Source organism: Massilia sp. CT11-137 (assembly GCF_047302885.1).
Lineage (GTDB): Bacteria > Pseudomonadota > Gammaproteobacteria > Burkholderiales > Burkholderiaceae_D > Telluria > Telluria orientalis.
Genome location: NZ_JBKYMP010000002.1, coordinates 2,795,531 through 2,819,880 on the forward strand (window position 1 = coordinate 2,795,531; position 24,350 = coordinate 2,819,880).

Genomic DNA, 24,350 nt, shown 5'->3' on the forward strand with positions numbered 1-24,350 from the left:
TTGCACAACGCCCGCCAGGAGCCCGTCTTGACCGCCATCCTTCCCGACGACGAATCGTTCTGGTCCACCATCCGCGCGCAGTACACGCGCTCGCCCGACTTCCTCAACCTGGAGAACGGCTACTTCGGCATGCCGGCCGATCCCGTGCGCGCGGCGCTCAAGCGTTACCAGGACGAGGTCGATGCCGAGAACGCGTTCTTCCTGCGCGAGCGCTGGCCCGCGCGCCTCGCGCACGTGAAGGCGCTGCTCGCCGGCTTCACCGGCGTCGCGGCCGATGAGCTCTTGATCACCCGCAGCGCCGTCGAGTCCTTGAACATCGTGTTCCAGGGTTATCCGTTCGAACCGGGCGACGCGATCCTGATGGCGCGCCACGACTACGACTTCAGCCACGACATCGTCCGCATGGTCGCGGCGCGCAAGGGCCTGACCGTCATCGAGGTGGACGTGCCCCACGACGTGGAAGACGAAGACGCGATCGCGGCACTGTACGCGGACGCGATCACGCCACGCACCCGCGTGCTGCTGATCACGCACATCGTGCACCGTACCGGCCGCATCATGCCGGTGGCGCGCCTGGGCGCGCTGGCCCGGGAGCGTGGCATCGACCCCATCGTCGACGGCGCGCACGCGCTCGCGCAACTGGACTATACGATCCCGCAACTGGGGACGCAGATCGCCGCGTTCAACCTGCACAAATGGGTCGGCGCGCCGCTGGGCACGGGCCTGCTGTACATCGCACGCGAACGCATCGCGGACATCGCCCCGCTGTACGGCGACGTGACGTCCGGCCGCACCGACATCGACAAGCTGGGCGCGTTCGGCACCGTGCCGCCGGCGCCGGTCATGGCGATCGAGGATGCGCTGGCGTTCCACGCCTCGATCGGGTCCGGCAACAAGGAAGCGCGCCTGCGCTGGCTCGCGCGGCGCTGGATGGACCAGGTGCGCGACCTGCCGGGCGTGCGCGTGTACACCCCGTGCGATCCGGCCCTGCATGGCGCGCTGGGCGCGTTCGGCATCGACGGCGTGCCCGCCGCCGAGGTCGTGCGGCGGCTGATGGATGACCACCGCATCTTCACCGTCATCCGCAAATTCGGCGGCACCGAGATCGTGCGCGTGACGCCGCACCTGTACAACGGGCCCGAAGACCTCGATGCGCTGGCGGATGCGATCCGTCAGTGGGCGCCGCCCAGGTAGGCCGCGACCACCTTCGGATCGTTCTTCAGGCTCGCGGCGGGGCCGTGCACGGCGATGCTGCCGTTCTCCAGCACATAGCCGTAATCGGCCACGTTCAGCGCGGCCTGGGCGAACTGCTCGACGAGCAGCATGGTGACGCCTTCCGTCTTCAGGCGCGCGATGATACGGAAGACTTCGTCCACGAGGATGGGCGCGAGGCCCATCGACGGTTCGTCCAGCAGCACGACGTCCGGATTCAGCATGACGGCGCGCGCCATCGCCAGCATCTGCTGCTCGCCGCCCGACAGGGTGCCGGCCAGCTGCGTGCGGCGTTCCTTCAGGCGCGGGAACAGTTCGAGTGCCCGCTCCAGGTCGTGCTGCACGTCGCCTTTCGGCCGCGAGCGCGTGAATCGCGGGAAGGCCCCCAGCAGCAGGTTGTCCGTGACCGTCATCGTCGCGAACACGCGCCGCCCCTCCGGCGAATGGGCGAGGCCCGCGCGCGCGATGCGATGCGAATCCATGCCGGTGATGTCGCGGCCGGCCAGGGTCACTTTACCGCCGCGCGGCTTGATCATGCCGGAGATGGCGCGCATGGTCGTCGTCTTGCCGGCCCCGTTGGAACCGATCAGCGTGACGAGCTTGCCCTTCGGGACCTCGAGCGAGATCCCGTGCAGCACTTCGACCTTGCCATAGGCCGCGTGCAGGTTGTCGATGGTGAGCATGCGGTCTCCTCAGACGGCGGCGGATGCGGCGGGTTCGCCGGCACCGCCCAGGTAGGCCTCGATCACGCGCGGGTCGGACTGCACGCGCGCCGGCGATCCTTCGGCGATCTTCTGGCCGAAATCCAGCACGGTGACGGTGTCCGAGATCGACATCACGACGTCCATGTGGTGCTCGATGAGGACGATGGTGATGCCGTGGTCGCGGATCTTGCGGATGATGGCCATCAGCTCGCGGATGTCCGGTGCCGTCAGGCCCGCGGCCGGTTCGTCCAGCAGCAGCAGGCGCGGGTCGAGCGCCAGCGCGCGGCCGATCTCCAGCAGGCGCTGCTTGCCGTAGGGGAGGTTGCGCGCTTCCTCGTCCGCCAGGTCGGCGAGGCCGACGAAGCTCAGGATCGCCGCGGCGCGCGCCCGTGCGGCCAGTTCCTCGCGCAAACGGCGCGGCGTGTGCAGCATGGCGTCGAACACGTTCGAGCGGAAGCTGTGGTGCAGCCCGACGAGGATGTTTTCCGTCGCCGTCATCTCGCCGAACAGCTGCACGTTCTGGAACGTCCGCGCGATGCCGCCCAGCGCGATCTGCGCGGGCGTGCGGCCCGTGATGCCGCTGCCGGCAAAGACCACCCGGCCGGCCGTCGGTTTATAAATGCCGGTGAGGACGTTCATCATCGTGCTCTTGCCCGAGCCGTTCGGTCCGATCAGGCCGTGCACGGTGCCGCGCGCGACGGTCAGGTCGACCTGGTTCAGCGCCTTCAGGCCGCCGAACTGCATCAGCACCTGCTCGACTTTCAGCAGGTCGCCGCCGGCGGCTTCCGCCTGCGGGACGCCTGCAAAAGGATCGCCGCCGTGGTCGGCCAGCGCGCGCGCATGCTGGCGCCCGCGACCCAGCACGTCGCGCAGGAAGCCGACGATGCCCTCCTGCAGGTAGTAGACGACGAACAGCGTCATGAGGCCGAAGATCGTGAGGCGCCAGTCGACCATGCTTTGCAGCTTGTAGGAGACGACGGCCAGCGCCAGCGTCGCCACGACGGGCACGATGACGCGGCGCGCGGTCGTCTTGCGGCGCGCGAGCAACAGGCCCGCGACGACGACGGCGAGGATCGCGGCGCCGACGGCGATGCGGCGGAACAGGTCGATGTCGGACAGGAGGCTCGGCAGCATCACGACGATCACGGCGCCGATCAGCGCGCCGCTGCGGGTCTTGCGGCCGCCCATGATCACGGCGAGCAGGAACAGGATCGTCAGCTCGAAGTTGTACGTGTTGGGCGAGATGTATTGTTCGGAATACGCATAGAGGCTGCCCGCGAGGCCCGCGAAGCCGGCGCTGATCACGAATGCATACACTTTATAACGGTACACGGAGACGCCCATGCAGTCCGACGCGATGGGGCTGTCCCGAAGGGCCTCGAACGCGCGGCCGATGTGCGATTTCAGCAGCCGGTGCACGAGCAGCAGCGACACGATCATCAGCGCGGCCACGGCATAGTAGTACTCGACTTCCGTCAGCTCGTGGCCGGCCACGCTGGGCTTCGTCAGCATGATGCCCATCGGGCCTTCGGTGAGGAAGGTCATCTCGTTGATGAGGATTTGCACGATGGTGCCGAAGGCCAGCGTCACCATCGCGAGATACGGCCCCGTCACCCGTAGGGCGGGGAGGGCGAGGATCGCGCCGAACAGCGCCGCGCCCGCGATGCTGGCGGGGAGCGTGAGCCACCACGCGGCGCCCAGCTTCATCACCAGCACGCCCGTCACGTACGAGCCCACGCCGAACAGGCCGGCATGGCCCAGCGACACCTGGCCCGTGTAGCCGACGACGATGTCGAGGCCGAACAGCAGGATCGCGTAGATCAGGATCGTCTCGACGAGGTGGATGTAGTACGGGTTCCCGACCAGCACGGGAAAGGCGGCCAGCAGCGCGATGCCCGCGATCGCGCCGCCCCAGGTCAGCTTGTTCATCGTCATACCTTCTTGATGGCGGCCTTGCCGAACAGGCCGGACGGCTTCACGGCCAGCACGAGCAGCAGCAGGACGAGGCCCGGCACTTCCTTGTAGCCGGTCGACAGGTAGAAGCCGGTCGCCGTCTCCGCGATGCCGAGGATGATGCCGCCGACGATGGCGCCCATGCCCGACGTCAGCCCGCCGATGATCGCGACGGCGAACGCCTTCAGGCCCAGCGACGCGCCCATCGTGGCGCTCGTGAGCGTCAGCGGCGCGACGAGGGCGCCGGCGAAGGCGGCCGTCGCCGACGACAGCGCGTACGAGAACGTGATGACCATGCCGGTGTTGATGCCCATGAGGCCCGCCGCGTCGCGGTCGTTCGCGGTGGCGACGACGGCCTTGCCGTAGATGGATTTGCGGTTGAAGATCTCGACGGCGAACATGATGGCGAGCGCGCCGACGATCACGGCGACCTGCATCGGCTGCACGTTCGCGCCGAGCACGGTGAACGGTTCGGACGACAGCGGCGAAGGGAAGGGCAGCACGTCCTTGCCCCAGATGTTCTCGGCCACGTTCTTGAAGATGATGGCGAGGGCGATGGTCGACATGATCCAGCCGAATTCCGACTTGATGCGGATCGCGGGCCGCACGGCGATCCATTCGACGAACACGCCCTGCAGCGCGCCGAACAGGACGACGATGGGAATCATCAGCCAGTAGCCGAGATAAGGCCCGCCGTGGATGGTGCCGACGAGCGACAGGCCGACGAGCGCGCCGAGCATCAGCGCCTCGCCCTGGCCGAAGTTGAGGGTGCCGGACGTGGCGAACGTGAGCTGGTAGCCGAACGCGATCACGGCATAGATCATGCCGAGTGCGATGCCGGACACGACGAGTTGGAGCAGGATCTCCATGGTTCCTCCGGGAGCAGACGCGTGAATCCAGTAACGTCGTTCCCGCGCAGGCGGGAACCTAATTTGCGTGCGTAACGACGGCGCAAACAAAATTGGGTCCCCGCCTTCGCGGGGACGACGTTATTTGGCCTGCACCACTCGCCCATCCTTCACTTCACCGAACTTGGTGTTCTCGAAGTTGATGGCCTCGTGGTCCGCATGCGAGTACGGCTTGTTGTAGGTGGTGACGACGCCTTCGACCGGCAGCGTGAGGTTTTCCAGCGCGGCGGCGATCTTCGGTCCTTCGGTACTGCCGGCCTGCTGGATGGCGGCGGCCAGCAGGTACACGGAATCGTAGCCCTGCGCTGCCGACACGGCCGACGGCATGCGGCCGCCCGGCGGGTTGTAGGCCTTGATGTAGGCGTCGATGAACGCCTTGCGCTTCGGCGTGTCCGGGTTCTGGATGAAGGTCTGCGGCATGCGGGTGCCGTCGCCGTTCTTGCCCGCGTTGTCGATGAAGTTGGCCATCGCGAGCGTCCAGCTGCCGACGATGGGCACTTTCCAGCCGAGCTTCTGCATGCCGTTGGCGATCTGCGCCAGCTCGGGGCCGATGCCGTAGGTGAGGACGACGTCGGCGCCGGCCTGCTTGGCGCGCAGCAGCTGCGCCGTCATGTCGACGTCGCCGATGTTGTACTTCTCGACGACGACCGGCTTCACGCCCTTCTTCTCGAGCACCTTCTCGAGGTCTTCGCGGCCCAGCTGGCCGTAGTTGGTGGAGTCGGCGAGGATCGCGGGCTTCTTGAAACCGCGGCGCGCGATCGCTTCCTCGACGATCATCGCGGACTGGATGGTGTCGTTCGCGGAGTTGCGGAAGATGTAGTTTTGCGGCTGGTTCGCGAACTGCTTCGTGACGATGGAGCCGGTGGCCACGTTGTTCATCACGGGGATCTTCGCCTGCTGGTAGAAGCGCTGCGAGGCGAGGGCCACGCCGGTGTTGATGTAGCCGACGGTGGCGACGACGCGCTCCTTGTTGATGAGTTCCTGCGCGACCTGCACGCCGCGTTCGTTCTTCGCTTCGTCGTCGCGTTCGACCAGTTCGACCTTGCGGCCCAGCACACCACCCTTGGCATTGATTTCAGCGACGGCGAGACGGACGCCATCGCGCATCGACACGCCCATCGGCGCCGACCCGCCCGTGAACGGACCGGACACGCCGATCTTGACCGGCTCCGCCGCCATGCCCGACATCGAAAAACCCAACACTACCCCTGCAACCAATGCCTTTACCTTGAAATTCATTGTCGTCTCCGTAGTCGTATTCTCGTTTTACGCCGGGCGCCGCGGACCAGTGCCGGGCCCATCGTGAGCCGATTGTAGAATAGCAATCAGACAACAGCAATCGATTGATGTGACGCGATGCAACATGCGTCATTCATGCAAACGCGTAAGGAAAGCGTCAGGCAGCAGGGGTACGGACGAAAAAAAAGCTGCGCCGAAGCGCAGCCTTTTCGGTACGGCGGAGGTCAGCGGTGACGCCACCCGCCCCGATGGCCCCAGCCGCCGCGATGGCCGCCGCTCCAGTGGTTCCAGCTGAAGCCGAGGCCGATCGAGATCGGCGGATACCACAGCGGGTCGGCATAGACGGGGGCCGGCGCGTAGATCGGCGCGGGCGCGTACACGGGCGGCGCGACGTACACCGGCTGGGTCACGACGGTCGCCGGGGCCGGGGAATAGGTCACGCGGCCGGCGTCGCCCGATGCTGCCGCGGCCGCACCGGTCCCGGGCGCCACCGGCGTCACGGACACGACCTGCCAGCCGTTGGCGTCGGGTTGCGCATAGGCGCGCGTGCCGTAGTTGGCCGGCGCCGGGTAATACGTGGCGCAGCCGGTCAGGGCGGCGGCGCAGGAAACGATAATAGCGAGCTTGATCATGGCGGTTCTCCTCACCTGCCAACTATAAAGAATCCGTTGGCGCGTGCCTGTTGTTTTACAGGCTGTTACAGATGTTCATGTTCCGGAAAAAGAGCGTTACCCGGTCCCATCCCATCGTAGCGCCGGCGGAGGGGGCCGGTTTGATGATATCGTCGCACGTTTCGCTACACGCCGCTTTTCGATGTCCTCTTTCACGCGTTCGTCCATTTTCCCCTACGCGGCCCTGTTGTTGTCCCTCGTCTCGCTGACGACGGGCGCCTCGCTCGCCAAGCACCTGTTCCCCGTCGTCGGCGCGGCCGGCGCCACCGCGATGCGGCTGACCTTCGCCGCCGTGATCCTCGCGATCGTGTTCCGGCCGTGGCGTTTCAAGCCGCGCGGCGACAGGCGCGCGCTGCTGCAATACGGCCTGTCGCTGGGCGCCATGAACCTGAGCTTTTATTCGGCCCTGGCGTACGTACCGCTGGGGATCGCGATCGCCGTCGAGTTCACGGGGCCGCTCGTCGTGGCCGTGGCGACGTCGCGCCGGCGCCTGGACTTCGCCTGGATCGCGCTCGCGTGCGTGGGCCTCGCGCTGCTGCTGCCGCTGGGCGGCAATGCGCCGGCCGTCGACTGGCGCGGCATCGCGTTCGCGCTCGGCGCGGGCGCCTGCTGGGCCGTGTACATCCTGGCGGGCAAGCGCGCCAGCGCGGCCTATGGCGCGGCCGCGTCGAGCTGGGGCACGGTGCTCGGCGCGCTGATCGCGGCGCCGGTCGGCATCGCGCACGCGGGCGCGGCGCTGCTGGAACCCTCGGTGCTGCTGTTCGGCGTGGCCGTCGCCGTGCTGTCCAGCGCGATCCCGTATTCGCTCGAGATGGTCGCGCTGCGCCGCCTGCCGGCCAACACGTTCAGCACGCTGCTCAGCGCGGAGCCGGCCATCGGCGCGCTGATGGGCCTCGTGCTGCTGGGCGAGCACCTCGACGTGTCGCAATGGCTCGCGATCGCGCTGATCGTCGCGTCGTCGATCGGCGCCGCGACGAGTGCCAGCCTGGCCGCGCGCCGCCGTCCCGCCGATGCCGAGCCGCCGGTGCCGGTGTAGCGCGGTTACCCCGGGCCCACGCGTGACGTATGCGTTTTGCCGGCGTCACGCGTGGGCGGAGGGCCGCCCACCCTACGAACTGGGGTAGAGTAGCGCACCAAATTCACCCACAACCGAGGGAAGACCATGCAACGACGACAACTGGGCCAGGACGGCCTGACGGTACCGGAGATCGGCCTGGGCTGCTGGCAGCTGGGCGGCGGCTGGAGCAACGACTGGAACGACGACATCGCGCAGCAGACCTTGCAGGCGGCCATCGACGCCGGCGTGCGCTTCATCGACACGGCCGACGTCTACGGCGACGGCGCGAGCGAGCGTTCGATCGGACGCTTCCTCGCCGGCCGCAAGGAGCCGGATATCGTCGTGGCGACGAAACTGGGCCGCGCGGGCATCTACCCGGACGGCTACACGCGCGCGTCGCTGCGCGAAGCGACGCAGCGTTCGCTCGAGCGCCTGCGGGTGGACGCGCTGGACCTCACGCAGCTGCATTGCGTGCCGACGGAGGTGATGCGCCAGGGTCACGTGTTCGACTGGCTGCGCGAACTGCAGCAGGAGGGCCTGATCAAGCGCTGGGGTGCCAGCGTGGAGTCGGTCGAAGAGGGCCTGATCTGCCTGGCGCAGGACGGCCTCACGTCGCTGCAGGTGATCTTCAACGTCTTCCGCCAGAAGCCGGCCGAGGAACTGTTCCCGCGCGCGGCGGAGCAGAAGGTCGGCATCGTCGTGCGCCTGCCGCTCGCGAGCGGCCTGCTGGGCGGGAAGATCACGCGGGCGACGACGTTCCGCGACGACGACCACCGCAATTTCAACCGCGACGGCGCGATGTTCAACGTGGGCGAGACGTTCGCCGGACTGGAACTGGAGCGCGGCATCGCGGCCACGGAGCAGGTGGCGGCGCTGGTGCCGGCCGGGATGACGATGGCGCAGATGGCGCTGCGCTGGATCCTCGACCACCCGCAGGTGTCGGTGGTGATCCCCGGTGCGAGCCGCCCGGAGCAGGTGCGGGCCAACGTGGACGCTGCGGCAGTGCGGCCGCTGCCGGCGGACCTGCACGGGAAGCTCGCGGGCGTCTACCGCGCCCACGTGCGCGACTTCATCCGGGGGCCGTACTGATGGTGCGCGCCGGTGCGCTGGCCGCGCTCGTCCTGGCCGCAACGATGGGCGGCGCATCCGCCCAAACCGTATCGAACGGCACCTGGGCCGGACCGCCCGCCAACGCGGGCCCCATCGCCGTCACGCCTCCGCCGCCGGGCGCGGCGCCGGCGTCCCCGGTGCCGCCCGGGATGCGCTCGCCGTCGCCCAAGCACGTGCTGGTGCTGGGCGGCGCGCGCGGCTGGCATCACGATTCGATCCCGGCCGGCATGGCCGCCGTCTACAACTGGGGCCGTGCGACGCATCTGTGGGACACCGAGATGCGCACGGAATTCAGCCTCGTCAACGGGCGCGGCGGCCAGCCGATGACGGCCGGCTTCCAGCCCGTGGGCCTGCGCGACTTCGATGCGATCGTCGTCGTCAGCGCGACCGGCGACTGGGGCCTGGACGCCGCGCAGAAAGCCGCGTTGCTCGACTTCGTGCGCGCGGGCGGGGGCCTGGTCGCGATCCACGGCGGCGTCGACGCGAATGCCGGCTGGAAGGATTATGTGGAGATGGTGGGCGGCGTGTTCGTTTCCCATCCATTCAACAACCACGCGTGGCCGCTGTTCCCGTTCCCGCTGCGGACCGAGAACCGCGATACCCCGATGACGTCGTTCCTGCCGGCCCGCTGGATCCGCCAGGACGAACTCTATGTCGTGAAGAATTTCTCGCGCGCCGACTCGGAAGTCCTGCTCAGCATGGACGGCGAGCGGCTGGACATGACGCGCATCCCGGAGCAACTGCCGCCCGACCGCGACGTCCCCGTCGCGTGGATCAGGCAGTACGGCCAGGGACGGGTGTTCGCGTCCACGATCGGCCACGCGAAGGAAGCCTTCGACGATCCCGATGTGGCGCGCATGTACACGGAGGCGATCCGCTGGGCGCTGCGCCTGTCCGGAGACGACGCGCGCCCGCGTCCCGCGCTTACAGGGCCACGTCCAGGCGGGCCGACCACGAACGGCCGTTGATGCCGAACGGGCAGGTCTCCCAGCAGTAGGTGAAGCCCAGTTGCGGGAACGGCGCGGCCTTGACCGGGTCCCACTTGGTCGGGAACGTGTTGAAGATGTTGTTCGAACCGACGGTCAGGCTGGTCGACTTCGAGAAGTTGTAGCGCACGGTGGCGTCCACGATCCACTTGCCGTCCCAGGTCTGCACGAACGGGGCGGTGAAGCCCTGGCCCTGCACTTCGCCATACCAGTTGGCGCGCACGTTGCCGTTCCACTGGCCGTGCGTCAGGTCGGCCGCGAGCACGTGGTGCTGGCGCGGCTGGCCCCGTTCGATCAGCGTCACCTGCGAATCGTCGAACAGCTGGGCGCCCGTCAGCACCGGCGAATCCGAATGGCGGCCCGTCACCGACGTGCGGTTGAAGTCCAGCTGCGCGGACAGCACGAGCGTCGTGGCCGGCCAGCGCGTCGTGTGCTCGGCGACGATGTCCAGGCCCTTCGTTTCGGTGTCGATCGCGTTCGTGAAGAACTGCGCCTGGCCGACCTTGAGCGGATCGAGGATCGCCTTGATCGGGCACGCGGCGGCCGTCGCGCACGCACCCGATTCCGGTGCGATGTTCGACGAGAACACGATGCGGTTGTCGATGTCGATGCGCCACAGGTCGGCGGTGACCGAGAAGTTCGAGGCCGGACGCAGGATGATGCCCACGCTGCCGTTCTTCGACGTTTCTTCCTTCAGGTTCGGGATGCCGAAGGCCTTGGTGACGGCGCTGCCTTCGCGCGCGGTCAGCGTCTCGGTCAGCACGCCGGCGCCATTCAGGTTCGTCGACACGGAGCTGTAGAACTTCTGCTGCACGCTCGGTGCGCGGAAGCCGGTCGACAAGGTGCCGCGGAAGCCCACCTGGCGGCTCGGGTCATAGCGCAGCGACAGCTTGCCGGTCGTCGTGCTGCCGAAGTCCGAGTATTTTTCCCAGCGCGCGGCGGCGCCGACCAGCAGCTGCGGCGTGATGTTGTATTCGGCGTCGGCGTACAGCGCGATGTTGTGGCGTGCATCGTCGACGGCGGTAGCGGGCGTGTAGCCGGGGAAGCCCTGCGTGCCCGACGCGGCCGCGCCGCCCGTCTGGTCCTTGATCACGATGGCCGGATTGTTCGTGCGGCCGTACTGGTACGAGACCGGGTCGCCGGCGTCGATCGCATAGCCGTCGCGGCGCCATTCGAAGCCCGTCGCGAAGTTGATCGTCCTGCCCAGGACGTCCAGCGGGCCGCGCAGGTCGGCGTTGAACGTCGTCTGCTTGAATTTCAGCTTGCCGGTATCGGCTTCCAGCGGCGATTCGGCGTAGATGCCGCCGCCCGGTTTCGGTTCGAACCAGTAGCTGACGTTGATCGTGCTCTTTTCATGGAAATCCAGTTCGCTGCGGCCGTGGTTCAGGGAGACGTCGACCTTCCAGTCGTTGGCCAGGTCGCGGCGGTAGCCGACGGCCAGCGACGCGTCCTTGACGGTGGTGCGGATGTTCGGCAGGAAGCCGTTCGGGTAGACGGCGGGCACGTTGCGGCCGTCGCCCGCGGAGCGGAAGAAACCGGCCGAATCGCCCGTGCGGTGCGACACGCCGCCGAACGTGTAGAACTCGCCCTGGCTCGACACCGGCACGGCCGAGTTCCACCAGAAGTACTTGTCTTTCGCGAGGCTGTCGCCGATGCGCTGGGTGACGCGCGGCGGGTCGACCCGGAGGGAGTCCACGCCCGCGCGGTTGGTTTCGCCGCGGTGGCGGGCCTCGGCCGTCAGGTTGATGTAGCCGCCGTCGCCGATCGTCCAGCCCTTGTTGACGCTGCCCTGGCGCAGCTCGCCGCCGCCCTCGGTCGTGCCGCCGACGGTGCCGGACAGCTGCGTTTCGTTGGTCTGGTTCTTCAGCACGATGTTGATCACGCCGGCGATCGCGTCGGAACCGTACTGCGCGGCGGCGCCGTCGCGCAGCACCTCGATGCGCTGGATCGCCGACATCGGGATCGCGTTGATGTCCGTACCGGCCGAGCCGCGGCCGATGGTCTGCTGCACGTTGACGAGCGCCTGCTGGTGGCGGCGCTTGCCGTTCACGAGCACGAGCAGCTGGTCGGGGCCCAGCGAGCGCAGGGTGGCGGGGCGGATGATGTCCGTGCCGTCGCTGATGAACGTGGTCGAGAAGTTGAAGGACGGGTCGAGCGTCTGCAGCAGCTTGCCCAGTTCCACCGGACCGGCCATCGCCATGTCCTTGGCGCCGATCAGGCCGACCGGCGCGGCCGAGTCCAGCGCCGTGCGCGCGGTCGAGCGCGAGCCCAGCACCACGACGGACGCCATGCCGTTGTCGGCGGCCGGCTGTGCCTGCGGCGCAGTGGCGGGGGTCTCTTGAGACCAGGCGGGAGAGAAGGCCAGGAACAGCGAGGAAGCAAGCAAAGTGCGGGTAAAGACGGGTACGGCGCGGAGTTGGGTCATCCTTATTCTCTCGTCGATGGTTGTTGTTGTGAGAACGCCCAACCGCACCGGGTTGGATGCCGGCCAGGCGTGACGCAGTGTAACGAGCGCCCAGCCGTATTCACAATCGTCACTTGTCTATACTGTTGTGAAATTGATGCATCAAGGGCAATCTTGCTTGTTGTGATAGACGAAATGCGGCTATTCTGGGGAGGATGCGGCATTGCCGGCCACGCAAAGGCCGTTGGCGAGCATGAGAATTCCGGATATGCATATACGCGGAATGTCACAAAGTTGCTGGTTTGTTAGTGCGAGACGGGCCCGGCGGCATGCCGGGCCAAGGTGGACGGTCAGGCCGATACGTCGGTGGTGGAGCCCGGAGCTGGGGTGGGCGCGGTCGTTGCGGACGCGCTGCAGGTCAGCGACTCTGCGCCGCCGGCTTGCGTCCGGTGGGCGCGGCGATGATGCGCTTCCTGCGTTTCGCCGCTGGCTTCCCTGCGGTCGTCGCGCAGCTTCGCGAGCGCCCTGGCGCTCGTGAGGTCGCCGCCGTTACAAGCATGACGCGCAGTCCATGTAGCGGTCACACGTAGACATTGATCGTGTTGACGATGCCCTGCGCGACGGCGTCCTCGACCGCGACGCTCGTCAACGCGGGATTCGATTTCAGGATCGTGCCCCAGTCGCCCGGCACGGCGGCCGCCACGGATGTGCTGGATTCCGCGGACGTGTCCACGGATGCGGCGGGATCGGTCGACGCCGGCGCCGCCGTGCCCGCCTGCGCCATGCCGGCCTGCGCGACCGCGTTCAGCAGGCCCGCCGCGTCATACGTCTGGACGCCGTTGTCGCGGTTGCCGAGTGTCGCGACGATGCTTGCCTGTTCGGACAGGTTCGATAAGGTCACGCGGGTCGCCGGATCCTGCGTCGCCGTCTCGGGCGGTTTCGTCGTCACGGACGTGTTTGCCGTCGAGGTGGTCGTCGACGAGATGGAAGAGATGGCCATGATATTCACCTGAATTGTTGCCACAAGCAAACTATACACCGAACCAGCCCAACGGTATCGCTTTCGCCACGGCTTCGTAGCCGAGATCGTTCGGATGCAGGTGATCCCCGCCGTCGTAGGCCGGCAGCAGCCGGGTGGGACGGCCCGGATCGCGCAGCACGGCATCGAAGTCCGCCACGGCATCCCAGGCGCCGGACGTCCGGATCCATGCGTTGGCGCGCTGACGCACGGCATCGCGCGCCGTCGTGAAATACGGATGGCCTTCGTACGGCAGCAAGGTGGCGCCGATGACCTGCATGCCGCGCGTGCGCGCCCGCGCGATCAGTTGCAGCCAGCCCGCTTGCAGGGATTCCGCGGGGATGGGACTTGACGCAGAACTATAGAGGATGTCGTTGATGCCGATGAGGACGAACAGCCAGCGCGCGCCGGCCGTGGCCAGCACGTCGCGGTCGAAGCGTTCCAGTGCGTCGCGGCCGGACAGCAGCGCCGTCGGATAGTCCGTCAGCAGCGAATTCGCGCTGATGCCCCGGTTGACGACGGCGATGGGCGGGCTGCCGGGCAGGGTTTCGGTGCGCAGGCGGCGCGCCAGGTAGTCGGTCCAGCGGCGGTTGGCGTTGCTCGTGCTGCGCACGCCATCCGTCAGCGAATCGCCCAGGGCCACGATGGCGGACGGCGTGCCGGCGGCACTCGTCACGTCGACTTCGGTCAGGAACGGCCACGAGGCCAGCGTGCGCTGCACGGGCAGGGTGTTCGCGCCCGCGTAATTGCCGGCGGCGGACACGTAGTTCGTCTGCAGCGCGAGGTCGTGGATCGACGCCGCCTGCGTGCTGCCCGGCAGCCAGAGGCTGACGGCCAGGTCGGCCAGCGCGGGCACGGCGAAGTCGACGGGGTCGGAGACCAGTGGGTCGCCCGGTGCGACGGTGGCGGACGGCGATCCGCCGAACGTCAGGTCGCGCCCGCTGCCCGCGACGAGGCTGGCGCCACTGGATCGGAGGCCGATGTGCGCGGCGCCGATGCGCAAAGGCCCGCTGCCCATTTCGTTGGACAGCCGCACGCGCACGCGGTTGCCGGGGATGCTCGTGTGCACGATCAGGCGCAGCGTCTGGTTGCTGAACGTCTGCAGGCTGGCGGACGGCGGCGGCCCGGCCGGCGCCGTGCCCCACGTGGCGCACCAGGTGTCGGCACCGATGGCCGGCAGCGTCAGGCAGCCGGCCAGTGCCGGCAAGGCGTGGAGAAATGTGCGGCGTGACGGCATCGCGGGCTCCGTGATCGACGAGCGGACCCCATCAATCTACACATGCACACCGCATAGCCCTTGCGCCAGATCAGGAGAGGCGTCAGGCGAGGACGGCCAGCAGGCCGTCGAGGCCCGTGACATTCAGCGCCACGTCGGCCTGCGCGCGCACCACGGGCTTGGCGCGGAAGGCAACGGACAGGCCGGATACGCCCATCATCTTGAGGTCGTTGGCGCCGTCGCCCATGACGATCGCCTGCTTCGTGGCGATGCCCAGCTCGGCGCACACGCGTTCGACGGTGCGCTTCTTTTCCTCCGCGTCGACGATCCCGCCGACGACTTTGCCGGTCAGCACGCCGCCGGCCGCTTCCAGCACGTTCGCGTGGGTGTAGTCGAGGCCCAGGCGGGTCTTGAGGCGTTCGGTGAAGAAGGTAAAACCGCCCGAGACGAGCAGCGTCCTGAGGCCCGCGGCCTGCACGGCCTGCAGCATCGCTTCGCCGCCCAGCGAGATGCGCAGGCGTTCTTCGTACACGCGCTCGAGCGCATCGACCGGCAACCCTTCCAGCAGCGCGACGCGGCGCGTGAGGCTTTCCGAGAAATCCAGTTCGCCGCGCATCGCGGCTTCCGTGATCGCGGAGACCTGGGGCTTGAGGCCCTGCATGTCCGCGATCTCGTCGATGCATTCGATGGTGATCAGGGTGGAATCCATGTCCATCGCGACCAGCCTGAAATCGGCCAAGGTCAGGTTCGCGTCGACGAACGTCGCGTCGACGCCGGCGGCGTGGGCGGCCGCCTCGACTTGCGCTTTCAGTTCCGGCGTGAAGTCGAACCCGTCGCAGCGGAGCGCGTGCGCGTGGACTTCGGTGGTGCGTGCCGGACGGACGATGGCGGCGATCTGTGCGAGTGCGGCCTGGTCGGCGTTCGGGCCCTGGAGGACGAGCTTCTTGAACATGATTTGGTTTGCTTTAAGCTATTTAAGCGAGGAGTTGTTTGATGGTCTGCTTGACCTGGTTCACGCGCGCGGCCAGGTCCGGCATGTTGGCCGTGATGCGCAGCTTGTCCTGGCCGGCCAGCTTGACGTGGCGGTTCTTCTGGATCAGCGTGATGATCCTGATCGGGTCGATCGGCGGCTTCTCCATGAACTGCAGGCTGGCGGCATCCGCATGCGCGTCGATCTTGACGATGCCGACGGACTTCGCCGCGATGCGCAGGCGGTGCGTCTCGATCAGCGCCTTCACGGCATCGGGCAGCTTGCCGAAGCGGTCGATGAGTTCTTCCTGCATGTCGTCGATGCGGCCCTGCTCCTCGCAGTTCGCGAGGCGTTTGTAGATCGACAGGCGCTCGTGCACGTCGCCGCAGAAATCCGCCGGGAGCAGGGCCGGCACGTGCAGGTTGATCTCCGTCGTCGACGACAGCGGCGCGCTCATGTCCGGTTCGCGGCCGGCCTTCAGCGCCTTCACCGCTTCGTTCAGCATGTCGGAGTACAGCTGGAAGCCGATTTCCAGCATCTCGCCCGACTGGTTCTCGCCCAGCACTTCGCCGGCGCCGCGGATTTCCAGGTCGTGCATGGCGAGATAGAAGCCGCTGCCCAGTTCTTCCATCTGCTGGATCGCATCCAGGCGGCGCTGCGCCTGCTTCGAGAGCCCCAGCACGTCGTTCACGAGCAGGTAGGCATAGGCCTGGTGGTGCGAGCGGCCGACGCGTCCGCGCAGCTGGTGCAGCTGGGCGAGGCCGAACTTGTCGGCGCGGTGCATGATGATCGTGTTCGCCGTCGGCACGTCGATGCCGGTCTCGATGATCGTCGTGCACAGCAGGATGTTGTAGCGCTGGGCGACGAAATCGCGCATCACCTTTTCCAGGTCGCGCTCGTGCATCTGGCCGTGCGCGACGGCGATGCGCGCTTCCGGCAGCAGTTCGCGCAGCATCGCGAGGCGGTTCTCGATCGTCTCGACTTCGTTGTGCAGGAAGTAGATCTGGCCGCCCCGTTTCAGTTCGCGCAGGCACGCCTCGCGGATGACGGAGCCGTCCTCGCCGCGCACGAACGTCTTGATCGCGAGGCGCTTCTGGGGTGCCGTCGCGATGACGGAAAAGTCGCGCAGGCCTTCCAGCGCCATGCCCAGCGTGCGCGGGATCGGCGTCGCGGTCAGCGTGAGCACGTCGACTTCCGCCCGGAGGGCCTTCAGCGCTTCCTTCTGGCGCACGCCGAAACGGTGTTCCTCGTCGATGATGACGAGACCGAGGCGCGTGAACTTCACGTCCGGCGACAGCAGCTTGTGCGTGCCGATCACGATGTCGACGGTGCCGTCGGCCATGCCCTTGATCGCGTTGTTGATTTCCTTGCCGGTGCGGAAGCGCGACAGTTCGGCGATGCGCACGGGCCAGTCGGCGAAGCGGTCGGAGAACGTCTGCGCGTGCTGTTCCGCGAGCAGCGTGGTCGGCGCGAGGATCGCGACCTGCTTGCCGCCCATGACGGCGATGAACGCGGCGCGCAGGGCAACCTCGGTCTTGCCGAAGCCGACGTCGCCGCACACGAGGCGGTCCATCGGCCGGCCCGACGTCATGTCCTGGATGACGGCGGCGATGGCGGCGCGCTGGTCCGGCGTCTCGTCGAAGCCGAAGCTTTGCGCGAAGTTCTCGTAGTCCGTGGCCGAGTATTCGAACGAATGCCCCTGGCGCGCGGCGCGGCGGGCGTACAGGTTCAGCAGCTCGGCCGCCGTGTCGCGCACCTGTTCCGCGGCTTTTCTCTTCGCCTTGTCCCACTGGCCCGAGCCGAGCGTGTGCAGCGGCGCGTCGTCGGGCGAGGCGCCCGAATAGCGCGAGATCACGTGCAGCTGCGACACCGGCACATAGAGCCTGGATTCTTTAGCGTATTCCAGGTGCAGGAATTCCGTCTCGCCTTCGCCCAGGTCCATGCTGACGAGGCCCAGGTAGCGGCCGATGCCGTGATTGATGTGCACGACGGGATCGCCGATCTTCAGCTCCGACAGGTCGCGCACCATCGACTCGACCTGCGAGCCAGCTTCCTGCTTCTTCTTGCCCGCGCGCCGCCCGGTGCCCGCGTACAGCTCCGTCTCCGTGATGAACACGAGATGGCCGGCGCCTTCTTCCATCAGCTCGAAGCCCGCCTGCAGCGGCGCGACGCCCAGCACCACCTTCGCCGCCGTCGCGCGCAGGCCGTCGAAGCCTTCGATCGATGCGAGGTCCAGCTTGTACTCGCTGAAGTACTGCTGCAGGGTCTCGCGCCGGCCGGCCGACTCCGCGCAGATCATCACGCGCTTGCCCGCGGCCTGCATCAGGTACGAGCGCAGGTTCGCGAGCGGATCGTCGAGGCGGCGGTTGACGGCGATGTCGGGGACCGCTGCGGAGAGCTCGGAAGCGCCCGCCGACGGGTCGCGCGCGATGGCCCAGCGGCCGTGCGGCTTGGCCTGCACGAAGAAATCCTCGGCGCCGAGGAAGATCTCCTTCGGTTCCAGGATCGGGCGATCGCGGTCGCTCTTGAGGAATTTGTAGCGCGATTCGGTATCGAGCCAGAAGCGCTGGATGGCCGCCTCGATGTCGCCGACGAGGGCGAGGCTCGTTTCGTCCGGCAGGTAGTCGAACAGCGTGGCCGTCTCGTCGAAGAACAGCGGCAGGTAGTATTCGATGCCGGCCGACGCGATGCCGTTGCCGATGTCCTTGTAGATCGTCGACCGCGACGGATCGCCTTCGAAGCGTTCGCGCCAGCGGCCGCGGAAGGCGCTGCGCGATTGCTCGTCCATCGGGAATTCGCGGCCCGGCAGCAGGCGCACTTCCTTCACGGGATACAGCGAGCGCTGGGTGTCGGCGTCGAAGGTGCGGATCGTCTCGATCTCGTCGCCGAACAGGTCCAGGCGGTACGGCAGCGCGGAACCCATCGGGAACAGGTCGATCAGGCCGCCACGCACCGAGTATTCGCCCGGCGACATCACCTGCGTGACGTGTGTGTAGCCGGCCAATGTCAGCTGCGCTTTCAGCTTCGCTTCGTCCAGGCTTTCGCCCTGGCGGAAGAAGAATGTGTAGGCGGCCAGGAACGACGGCGGCGCGAGGCGCACCAGCGCGGTAGTCGCGGGCACGACGAGCACGTCGCACTGGCCGTTGCGGACTTCGTGCAGCGTGGCGAGGCGTTCGGATACGAGGTCCTGGTGCGGCGAGAACGCGTCGTACGGGAGCGTTTCCCAGTCCGGCAACAGGTGGCAGGACAGCTTGCCTTCCGCGAACCAGGGAATTTCATCGAGCAGGCGCTGGCCGTCGCTGGCATTCGCGACGATCACGGTCAGCATCTGCTTCCTGGCTTTCAGCGCAAGGGCGGCGACGGCGAGCGCATAGGCATCGGCCGAGCCATGCAGCTGGGGCAGGGCGAAACGGGTTCCGGGCTTGGGAAGGTGTTTGGTGAGATCGAAGGGCATTGACGCGGTGCTGTTCGGGTTCGTCAGGACGAGCGTCCATTATAGTCGAACAACGTGCGGGCCGCCCTCGTGCCGGGTTGGCCGGAGTCGTCCGGCCCGGGGTGGCCGGACGACGGAGACGATTACTGGTTGCCGCTGGTCTGGGCCGGTGCGGGGTTGGTACCCTGGCCGGTGGCGTTCGAGTTGCCGGTACCGCCGGCGGAGATGCCCGTCGGCGTCGTGCTGGAGGTGCCCGTGGCGTTGGATTCCGGCGTGCCGGTCGAGGCCGGGGCGGCGCCGCTGCCGCTGGACATTGCGCCCGACGAGGAGCTGCCGCTGGCGCTGCTGCTGTCGCTACCGCTGGTGCCGGTCGAGCTGCATGCGGCCAGGGACATGGCCATCAGGCCGCCGATCAGGAGGGCTTGGTACTTTTTCATGTTGACTCCTTTTGTAAAAGTGACGCCATCATGGGGGCACACTTTTGCGTTCGAAATAGGATGAGTTCGTACAGACATGTAGGACTGGGCGCACGATCTCTTCCATTTGTTGCAATGCGATTGCCGGCCTGCCAATGAAAACGGGCCGCACGCGGCGGCCCGTTCGTCGAGTGACCAGGGGTCAGAACAGCGTATTCGACGGCTGCTGTTGTTGCGGCACCGGCCGCACCGGCTGCACCGGCTGGCCAGGCTGGCCCGGCGGGACCGTGCCGTCCACCGGCTGTACGGCGTTCGGATCCGGCGCCTGGTCGAGGTCGATGCCGCCGAGGGCCGGCGTTTCCGCGAACTCGGCGTACACCCAGTCGTCGTTCTCGCGCACGACGCCCTCCGGCGCCAGGCGCTCTTCCTGCTGCGGGCGCTTGGCCAGCGCCACGCGCATGTAGTCGATCCAGATCGGCAGCGCGACGGTGGCGCCGAATTCGCGCCCGCCCAGCGATTTCGGATCGTCGTAGCCCATCCACGCGACCGCGACGACGTTGCCGCCATAGCCCGAGAACCAGCCATCCACGGCGTCGCTGGTCGTACCGGTCTTGCCGGCGATGTCCGTGCGGCCCAGCGCCCTGGTCGCTTCGGCGCCCGTGCCGTAGCGGGTCACGTCGCGCAGCATGCTGTCGGTGATGAAGGCGTTGCGCGGGTCGAGCACGCGCTGTTCGTCGGTGTGTTCGGCGGGCGCCTTCGTCTCCTGGATGATCTTGCCGTCGGCATCCTCGATGCGGGCGATCAGGTAGGGCTGCACGCGGTAGCCGCCGTTCGCGAAGACGGCGTACGCGCCCGCCATCTGCAGCGGCGTCGCCGCGCCGGTGCCCAGCGCCAGCGTGTAGTTCGACGGCTGGCGCGCGAGGTCGAAGCCGAACCTGGCGATGAACTCGTGCGCATACGGCACGCCGACGGCGCGCAGCAGCCGCACGGACGGGACGTTCTTCGATTCGGCCAGCGCGCGGCGCATCGTGATCGGACCGTCCCACTTGCCGTCGTCGTTCTGCGGCGACCACGTCTTGCCGGCATCCTCGCCCGCCATGTCGAGCGGCGCGTCGAGGATGAGCGTGCCCGGCGAATAGCCCTTGTCGACGGCGGCCGAGTAGATGAACGGCTTCATGCCGGAACCGGGCTGGCGGTACGCCTGCGTCACGTGGTTGAATTTCTGGAAGTTGTAGTCGAAGCCGCCGACGAGCGCGTGGTAGGCGCCCGTATCGGCATCGATGGCGACGAAGGCCGCGGCCACCTGCGGCACCTGCGTGACGCTCCAGTTGCCTTTCGCATCCTTCGCGACGCGGATGATCGCGCCCGGCGTCAGCTTCATCTTTTCCCTGGCGCTGGACGACAGGCCGGCCTGCGCGAATTTCAGGCCGGCGCCGGTGAGGTCCACCGTGTCGCCGTCGACGGTCTCCACGCGCACCGTCTTGCTCGTGGCCGACAGCACGACGGCCGGGATCAGGCCATCGCTGGTCGGGCGCTTGCCCAGCGCGTCGCCGATCGCGTCTTCGCGCTCGACCGGATCGGACGGCAGCTCCATGCGGTCTTCCGGGCCGCGCCAGCCGTGGCGCTGGTCGTACGTGAGCACGTTGCGGCGCACGGAGGCGTAGGCGGCGTCCTGCTCGGGCTTCAGGATCGTCGTGTAGACCTTGATGCCTTTCGTGTACGCGTCTTCCTTGAACTGGCTGTAGACGGCCTGGCGCGCCAGTTCGGCCACGTACTCCGCGTGCGTGCCGAAGTCCTGGACGCCGCGCTGGTTGACGCGCAGCGGTTCGGCCATGGCCTTCTCGTATTGCGCGTCCGTGATGTAGTTCAGTGCGCGCATGCGGCCCAGCACCGCGTGCTGGCGCTCGCGCGCCCGCTTCGGATTGGCCACCGGATTATGGCGCGCCGGGTTCTGCGGCAGGCCCGCCAGCATGGCCATCTCGGCCACCGACAGCTGGTCCAGCGTTTTGTTGAAATAGATGCGTGCGGCGCTGGAGAAGCCGTAGGCGCGCTGGCCCAGGTAGATCTGGTTCATGTACAGCTCGAGGATCTCGTCCTTCGACAGGGCGGTCTCGATCTTGTACGCGAGCGCGATCTCGTTGATCTTGCGCGACAAGCGCTTTTCGCGCGACAGGAAGAAGTTGCGGGCGACCTGCATCGTGATCGTCGACGCGCCGCCGGAGCCGAAGCCGCCGCGCAGGTTCGAGCCGACGGCGCCCATCGCACGCTTCCAGTCGATGGCGCCGTGCTCGTAGAAGCGGGCGTCCTCGATGGCGAGCAGCGATTTCTTCATCAGGTCCGGGATCTTGTTGATCGGGACAAAATCGCGGTGCTCTTCGCCGAACTCGCCGATCAGGACGTTGTCCGCCGTATAGACCCGGAGCGGGATTTTGGGCCGGTAGTCGGTGACGGCATCCAGCGCCGGCACGTTGGGCAGCACGCGGAACACCACGTAGCCGGCGACGCCGGCAATGAACAGGACGATGATTGCGGCCGTGACGGCCAGGATCGGGAGCAGGAAGCCGCGTTGGCGGCGGGGGATAGTTGCCAAAACTGAACTCTCTTGATGCGGGTCGTAAAACCCCGTTGAGGCCGTAAACACGGGCGGTTTGAGAAATTATAATCCGCTTTTCTTAACGTACGGCATGTGAGATAGTCACGCTTTCAAGGGCTGCATGGCGATCCCGGCAGTCCTGTTTGCCACTACCCACGCCTGAAGGAAATCCCTCCGATGCCCTACGATCCCCATCCGCCCGCGGTCAAACCGTATATTCCGGCGTCGGCGCATTTGCCCGAGCTGACGTGGCGCGCCCTGATCATGGGCACCGTACTCGGCATGGTCTTCGGCGCGTCGTCGCTGTACCTCGTGCTGAAGGTGGGCCTGACCGTCAGCGCATCGATTCCCGTGGCCGTCATCGCGATCACCCTGTTCGGGCTCGCCAAGAAGATGGGCGGACGCGAATCGACGATCCTCGAAAACAGCATTACGCAAACGGCCGGTTCGGCCGGCGAATCGCTCGCGTTCGGCCTCGGCTGCACCATGCCCGCGATCATGATCCTCGGTTTCGACCTGGAGATCTCGCGCGTGATGCTCGTGGGCGTGCTGGGCGGCCTGCTGGGCATCCTCATGATGATCCCGATGCGGCGCACGATGATCGTCGACCAGCACCGCGAACTGAAATACCCGGAAGGCACCGCGTGCGCCGAAGTGCTGAAGGCGGCGGCCACGGAAACGTCGCGCGAGGCCGCCGGCGAGGTGCGCGACGCGGACTCGGACGAAGCCAGGGACGCCCGCCGGCGCGCCTTCATCATCTTCGGCGGCTTCGGCCTCGGCCTGCTGTACAAGGTGATGAACATCTCGCTGAAGCTGTGGAAGGACACGGTCAACTTCATCTTCGACGCGCCGCTGAAATCCGGTTCGGCCGGCGCCGAGATCTCGCCCGAGCTGTTGGGCGTCGGCTACATCATCGGCCCGCGCATCGCGATGATCATGGCGGGCGGCGGCGTGCTGTCGTACCTGCTCCTGATCCCGATGATCAAGTTTTTCGGCGACGCGCTGACGGTACCCGTGGCGCCGGGCACGATGCTGATCCGCGACATGAGCCCGGACGACGTGCGCAGTGCCTACGTGCTGTACATCGGCGCGGGCGCCGTAGCGGCCGGCGGTCTGATTTCCCTCGTGCGCTCGCTGCCCACGATCTGGCATGGTCTCAAGGGCGGTCTGGCCGGCATCGGTAAATCCTCGAACGTGGATACGTCGCTGCGCACCGAGCAGGACATGCCGCTGAAATGGGTGGTGATCGGCTGTCTGGCCATCATCGCCGTGATCACGTTCGCGACGCCGCTGCACATGAACGTGCTGGGCGCGCTGCTGATCCTCGTGTTCGGCTTCCTGTTCTCGACCGTGTCCTCGCGCCTGACGGGCGAGGTGGGTTCGTCGTCGAATCCGATTTCCGGCATGGCCGTGGCGACCCTGCTGTTCACGTGCCTGATCTTCCTCGTGATGGGCTGGACGGGCGGGCGCTACTACGTGACGGCGCTGTCGGTCGGCGCCATCGTCTGCATCGCCGCCAGCAACGCGGGCACGACCTCGCAGGACCTCAAGACGGGCTTCCTCGTCGGCTCGACGCCGAAGCTGCAGCAGTACGCGATCCTCGCGGGCGCGCTCGCGTCCGCGCTGATCCTCGGCCCGATCCTGCTGAAGCTGAACGACGCGGGCACCGTGTACGTGCCGGCCGCGCAGGTGGCGCCGCACATCAGGACGGACGCGTCGAAGCTGACGGAGTCCGCGCAGCTGCAAGGCCCGCAGGCCGCATCCGATCACGCAACGTATAAAGTCTGGCAGAAGACGGACACCGTGGGCGGCCCCGCCGGCAAATACCTCGTGCGCGCCGACGGCTCGCTCGCCTGGCTCGTCGACCCGGGCATCAACGGCCAGTACCACACGCGGCCGGACGGCACCGAGGTCAAGAAATTCGATGCGCCGAAGGCCGTGCTGATGTCGTACATCATCAAGGGCATCCTCGACCACCAGCTGCCATGGACCCTCGTGCTGTTCGGCGTGATGGTCGCGGTCGTGCTGGAGATGTCCGGCGTCGCGTCGCTCGCGTTCACGGTGGGCGTGTACCTGCCGCTCGTGTCCACGTTGCCGATCGCGATCGGCGGCATCATCCGCTGGATGGTCGACCGCCGCAACAGCGGGCTGCCGCAGTACCAGGGCCTGAACGAGGACGAGTTGCAGGCCGCGGGCGACCGCAGCTCGGGCACCTTGCTGGCCTCCGGCTACATCGCGGGCGGCGCGCTGGCGGGCATCATCATCGCCATCACGGCCGGCGTGATGACGGGCTTCGACGATGCGATGAACAAGTGGGCCGAGGCCGCGAATCCGTTCTTCGCGGGCGCCAGCGCGGACCTGCTGTCGATCCTGCCGTATGCGGCGATCTGCGTGCTGTTGTACGTCGTCGGACGCGAAAAAGCACGGTAGGGTGGGCGCCCGGTGCCCACGCGTGACACA

General features: G+C 67.4%; 18 protein-coding genes. 5 read left to right on the plus strand and 13 right to left on the minus strand.

Features of this window, described 5'->3' with window-relative positions; all coding sequences use genetic code 11:
- The first annotated feature begins 27 nt into the window (after positions 1-27).
- Positions 28-1,194 carry an aminotransferase class V-fold PLP-dependent enzyme gene (locus ACEN98_RS29430; RefSeq protein ID WP_413343030.1) on the plus strand — a complete coding sequence of 389 codons (1,167 nt, stop codon included), beginning with the start codon at positions 28-30 and terminating at the stop codon, positions 1,192-1,194.
- Here the strand turns inward: ACEN98_RS29430 and ACEN98_RS29435 are convergent.
- From ACEN98_RS29435 to ACEN98_RS29455, 5 genes are all read right to left on the minus strand, one after another.
- Entirely contained in the window at positions 1,173-1,895 is a 723-nt protein-coding gene (locus ACEN98_RS29435; protein ID WP_413343032.1) for an ABC transporter ATP-binding protein, read from the minus strand. The genes ACEN98_RS29430 and ACEN98_RS29435 overlap by 22 nt on opposite strands.
- A gap of 9 nt (positions 1,896-1,904) precedes the next feature.
- Positions 1,905-3,851, minus strand: coding sequence for an ABC transporter permease subunit (locus tag ACEN98_RS29440; protein ID WP_413343033.1), 1,947 nt, complete (start codon positions 3,849-3,851; stop codon positions 1,905-1,907).
- Complete coding sequence (locus tag ACEN98_RS29445) at positions 3,848-4,738, minus strand: branched-chain amino acid ABC transporter permease (protein ID WP_056131728.1); 891 nt, start codon at positions 4,736-4,738, stop codon at positions 3,848-3,850. The genes ACEN98_RS29440 and ACEN98_RS29445 overlap by 4 nt, the downstream gene beginning before the upstream one ends.
- 120 nt (positions 4,739-4,858) lie before the next feature.
- Positions 4,859-6,016: an ABC transporter substrate-binding protein gene (locus tag ACEN98_RS29450; RefSeq protein WP_413343036.1), complete on the minus strand. Its 1,158-nt coding sequence runs from the start codon at positions 6,014-6,016 to the stop codon at positions 4,859-4,861.
- A gap of 224 nt (positions 6,017-6,240) precedes the next feature.
- The gene (locus ACEN98_RS29455) at positions 6,241-6,648 is read right to left on the minus strand and encodes a hypothetical protein (protein WP_413388374.1); all 408 of its coding nucleotides are present in this window, start codon (positions 6,646-6,648) and stop codon (positions 6,241-6,243) included.
- A gap of 181 nt (positions 6,649-6,829) precedes the next feature.
- Between ACEN98_RS29455 and ACEN98_RS29460 the strand changes: the two genes are divergently transcribed.
- The 3 genes from ACEN98_RS29460 (at position 6,830) to ACEN98_RS29470 (ending at position 9,822) form a co-directional block, all read left to right on the plus strand.
- The gene (locus tag ACEN98_RS29460) at positions 6,830-7,723 is read left to right on the plus strand and encodes an EamA family transporter (protein ID WP_413388375.1); all 894 of its coding nucleotides are present in this window, start codon (positions 6,830-6,832) and stop codon (positions 7,721-7,723) included.
- Positions 7,724-7,849: 126 nt separating this feature from the next.
- Entirely contained in the window at positions 7,850-8,833 is a 984-nt protein-coding gene (locus ACEN98_RS29465; protein WP_413346258.1) for an aldo/keto reductase, read from the plus strand.
- Entirely contained in the window at positions 8,833-9,822 is a 990-nt protein-coding gene (locus tag ACEN98_RS29470) for a ThuA domain-containing protein (RefSeq protein ID WP_413388376.1), read from the plus strand. Before ACEN98_RS29465 ends, ACEN98_RS29470 begins: the two co-directional genes overlap by 1 nt.
- Here the strand turns inward: ACEN98_RS29470 and ACEN98_RS29475 are convergent.
- The 8 genes from ACEN98_RS29475 to ACEN98_RS29510 all read right to left on the minus strand — a co-directional run bounded on the left by ACEN98_RS29475 (position 9,779) and on the right by ACEN98_RS29510 (position 21,887).
- Complete coding sequence (locus tag ACEN98_RS29475) at positions 9,779-12,265, minus strand: TonB-dependent receptor plug domain-containing protein (RefSeq protein ID WP_413388377.1); 2,487 nt, start codon at positions 12,263-12,265, stop codon at positions 9,779-9,781. The two genes, ACEN98_RS29470 and ACEN98_RS29475, sit on opposite strands and share 44 nt — an antisense overlap.
- 329 nt (positions 12,266-12,594) lie before the next feature.
- Positions 12,595-12,828: a hypothetical protein gene (locus ACEN98_RS29480; protein WP_413388378.1), complete on the minus strand. Its 234-nt coding sequence runs from the start codon at positions 12,826-12,828 to the stop codon at positions 12,595-12,597.
- Complete coding sequence (locus tag ACEN98_RS29485; RefSeq protein ID WP_413388379.1) at positions 12,825-13,244, minus strand: hypothetical protein; 420 nt, start codon at positions 13,242-13,244, stop codon at positions 12,825-12,827. Before ACEN98_RS29485 ends, ACEN98_RS29480 begins: the two co-directional genes overlap by 4 nt.
- Before the next feature lie 31 nt (positions 13,245-13,275).
- On the minus strand, positions 13,276-14,499 hold the full coding sequence (locus ACEN98_RS29490; RefSeq protein WP_413388380.1) for an SGNH/GDSL hydrolase family protein: 1,224 nt from the start codon (positions 14,497-14,499) through the stop codon (positions 13,276-13,278).
- A gap of 82 nt (positions 14,500-14,581) precedes the next feature.
- Complete coding sequence (gene serB / locus ACEN98_RS29495) at positions 14,582-15,430, minus strand: phosphoserine phosphatase SerB (protein ID WP_413388382.1); 849 nt, start codon at positions 15,428-15,430, stop codon at positions 14,582-14,584.
- Between the two features lie 22 nt (positions 15,431-15,452).
- Entirely contained in the window at positions 15,453-18,902 is a 3,450-nt protein-coding gene (gene mfd / locus ACEN98_RS29500; protein ID WP_413388383.1) for a transcription-repair coupling factor, read from the minus strand.
- Positions 18,903-19,024: 122 nt separating this feature from the next.
- Positions 19,025-19,318, minus strand: a complete 294-nt coding sequence (locus ACEN98_RS29505; RefSeq protein ID WP_413388384.1) for a hypothetical protein — start codon at positions 19,316-19,318, stop codon at positions 19,025-19,027.
- A 181-nt stretch (positions 19,319-19,499) separates the two neighbouring features.
- Positions 19,500-21,887 carry a penicillin-binding protein 1A gene (locus ACEN98_RS29510; RefSeq protein WP_413388385.1) on the minus strand — a complete coding sequence of 796 codons (2,388 nt, stop codon included), beginning with the start codon at positions 21,885-21,887 and terminating at the stop codon, positions 19,500-19,502.
- Between the two features lie 180 nt (positions 21,888-22,067).
- On the opposite strand from ACEN98_RS29510, the gene ACEN98_RS29515 reads away from it, so the two are divergent.
- Positions 22,068-24,320, plus strand: coding sequence for an OPT family oligopeptide transporter (locus tag ACEN98_RS29515; RefSeq protein WP_413388386.1), 2,253 nt, complete (start codon positions 22,068-22,070; stop codon positions 24,318-24,320).
- Positions 24,321-24,350 lie beyond the last annotated feature (30 nt).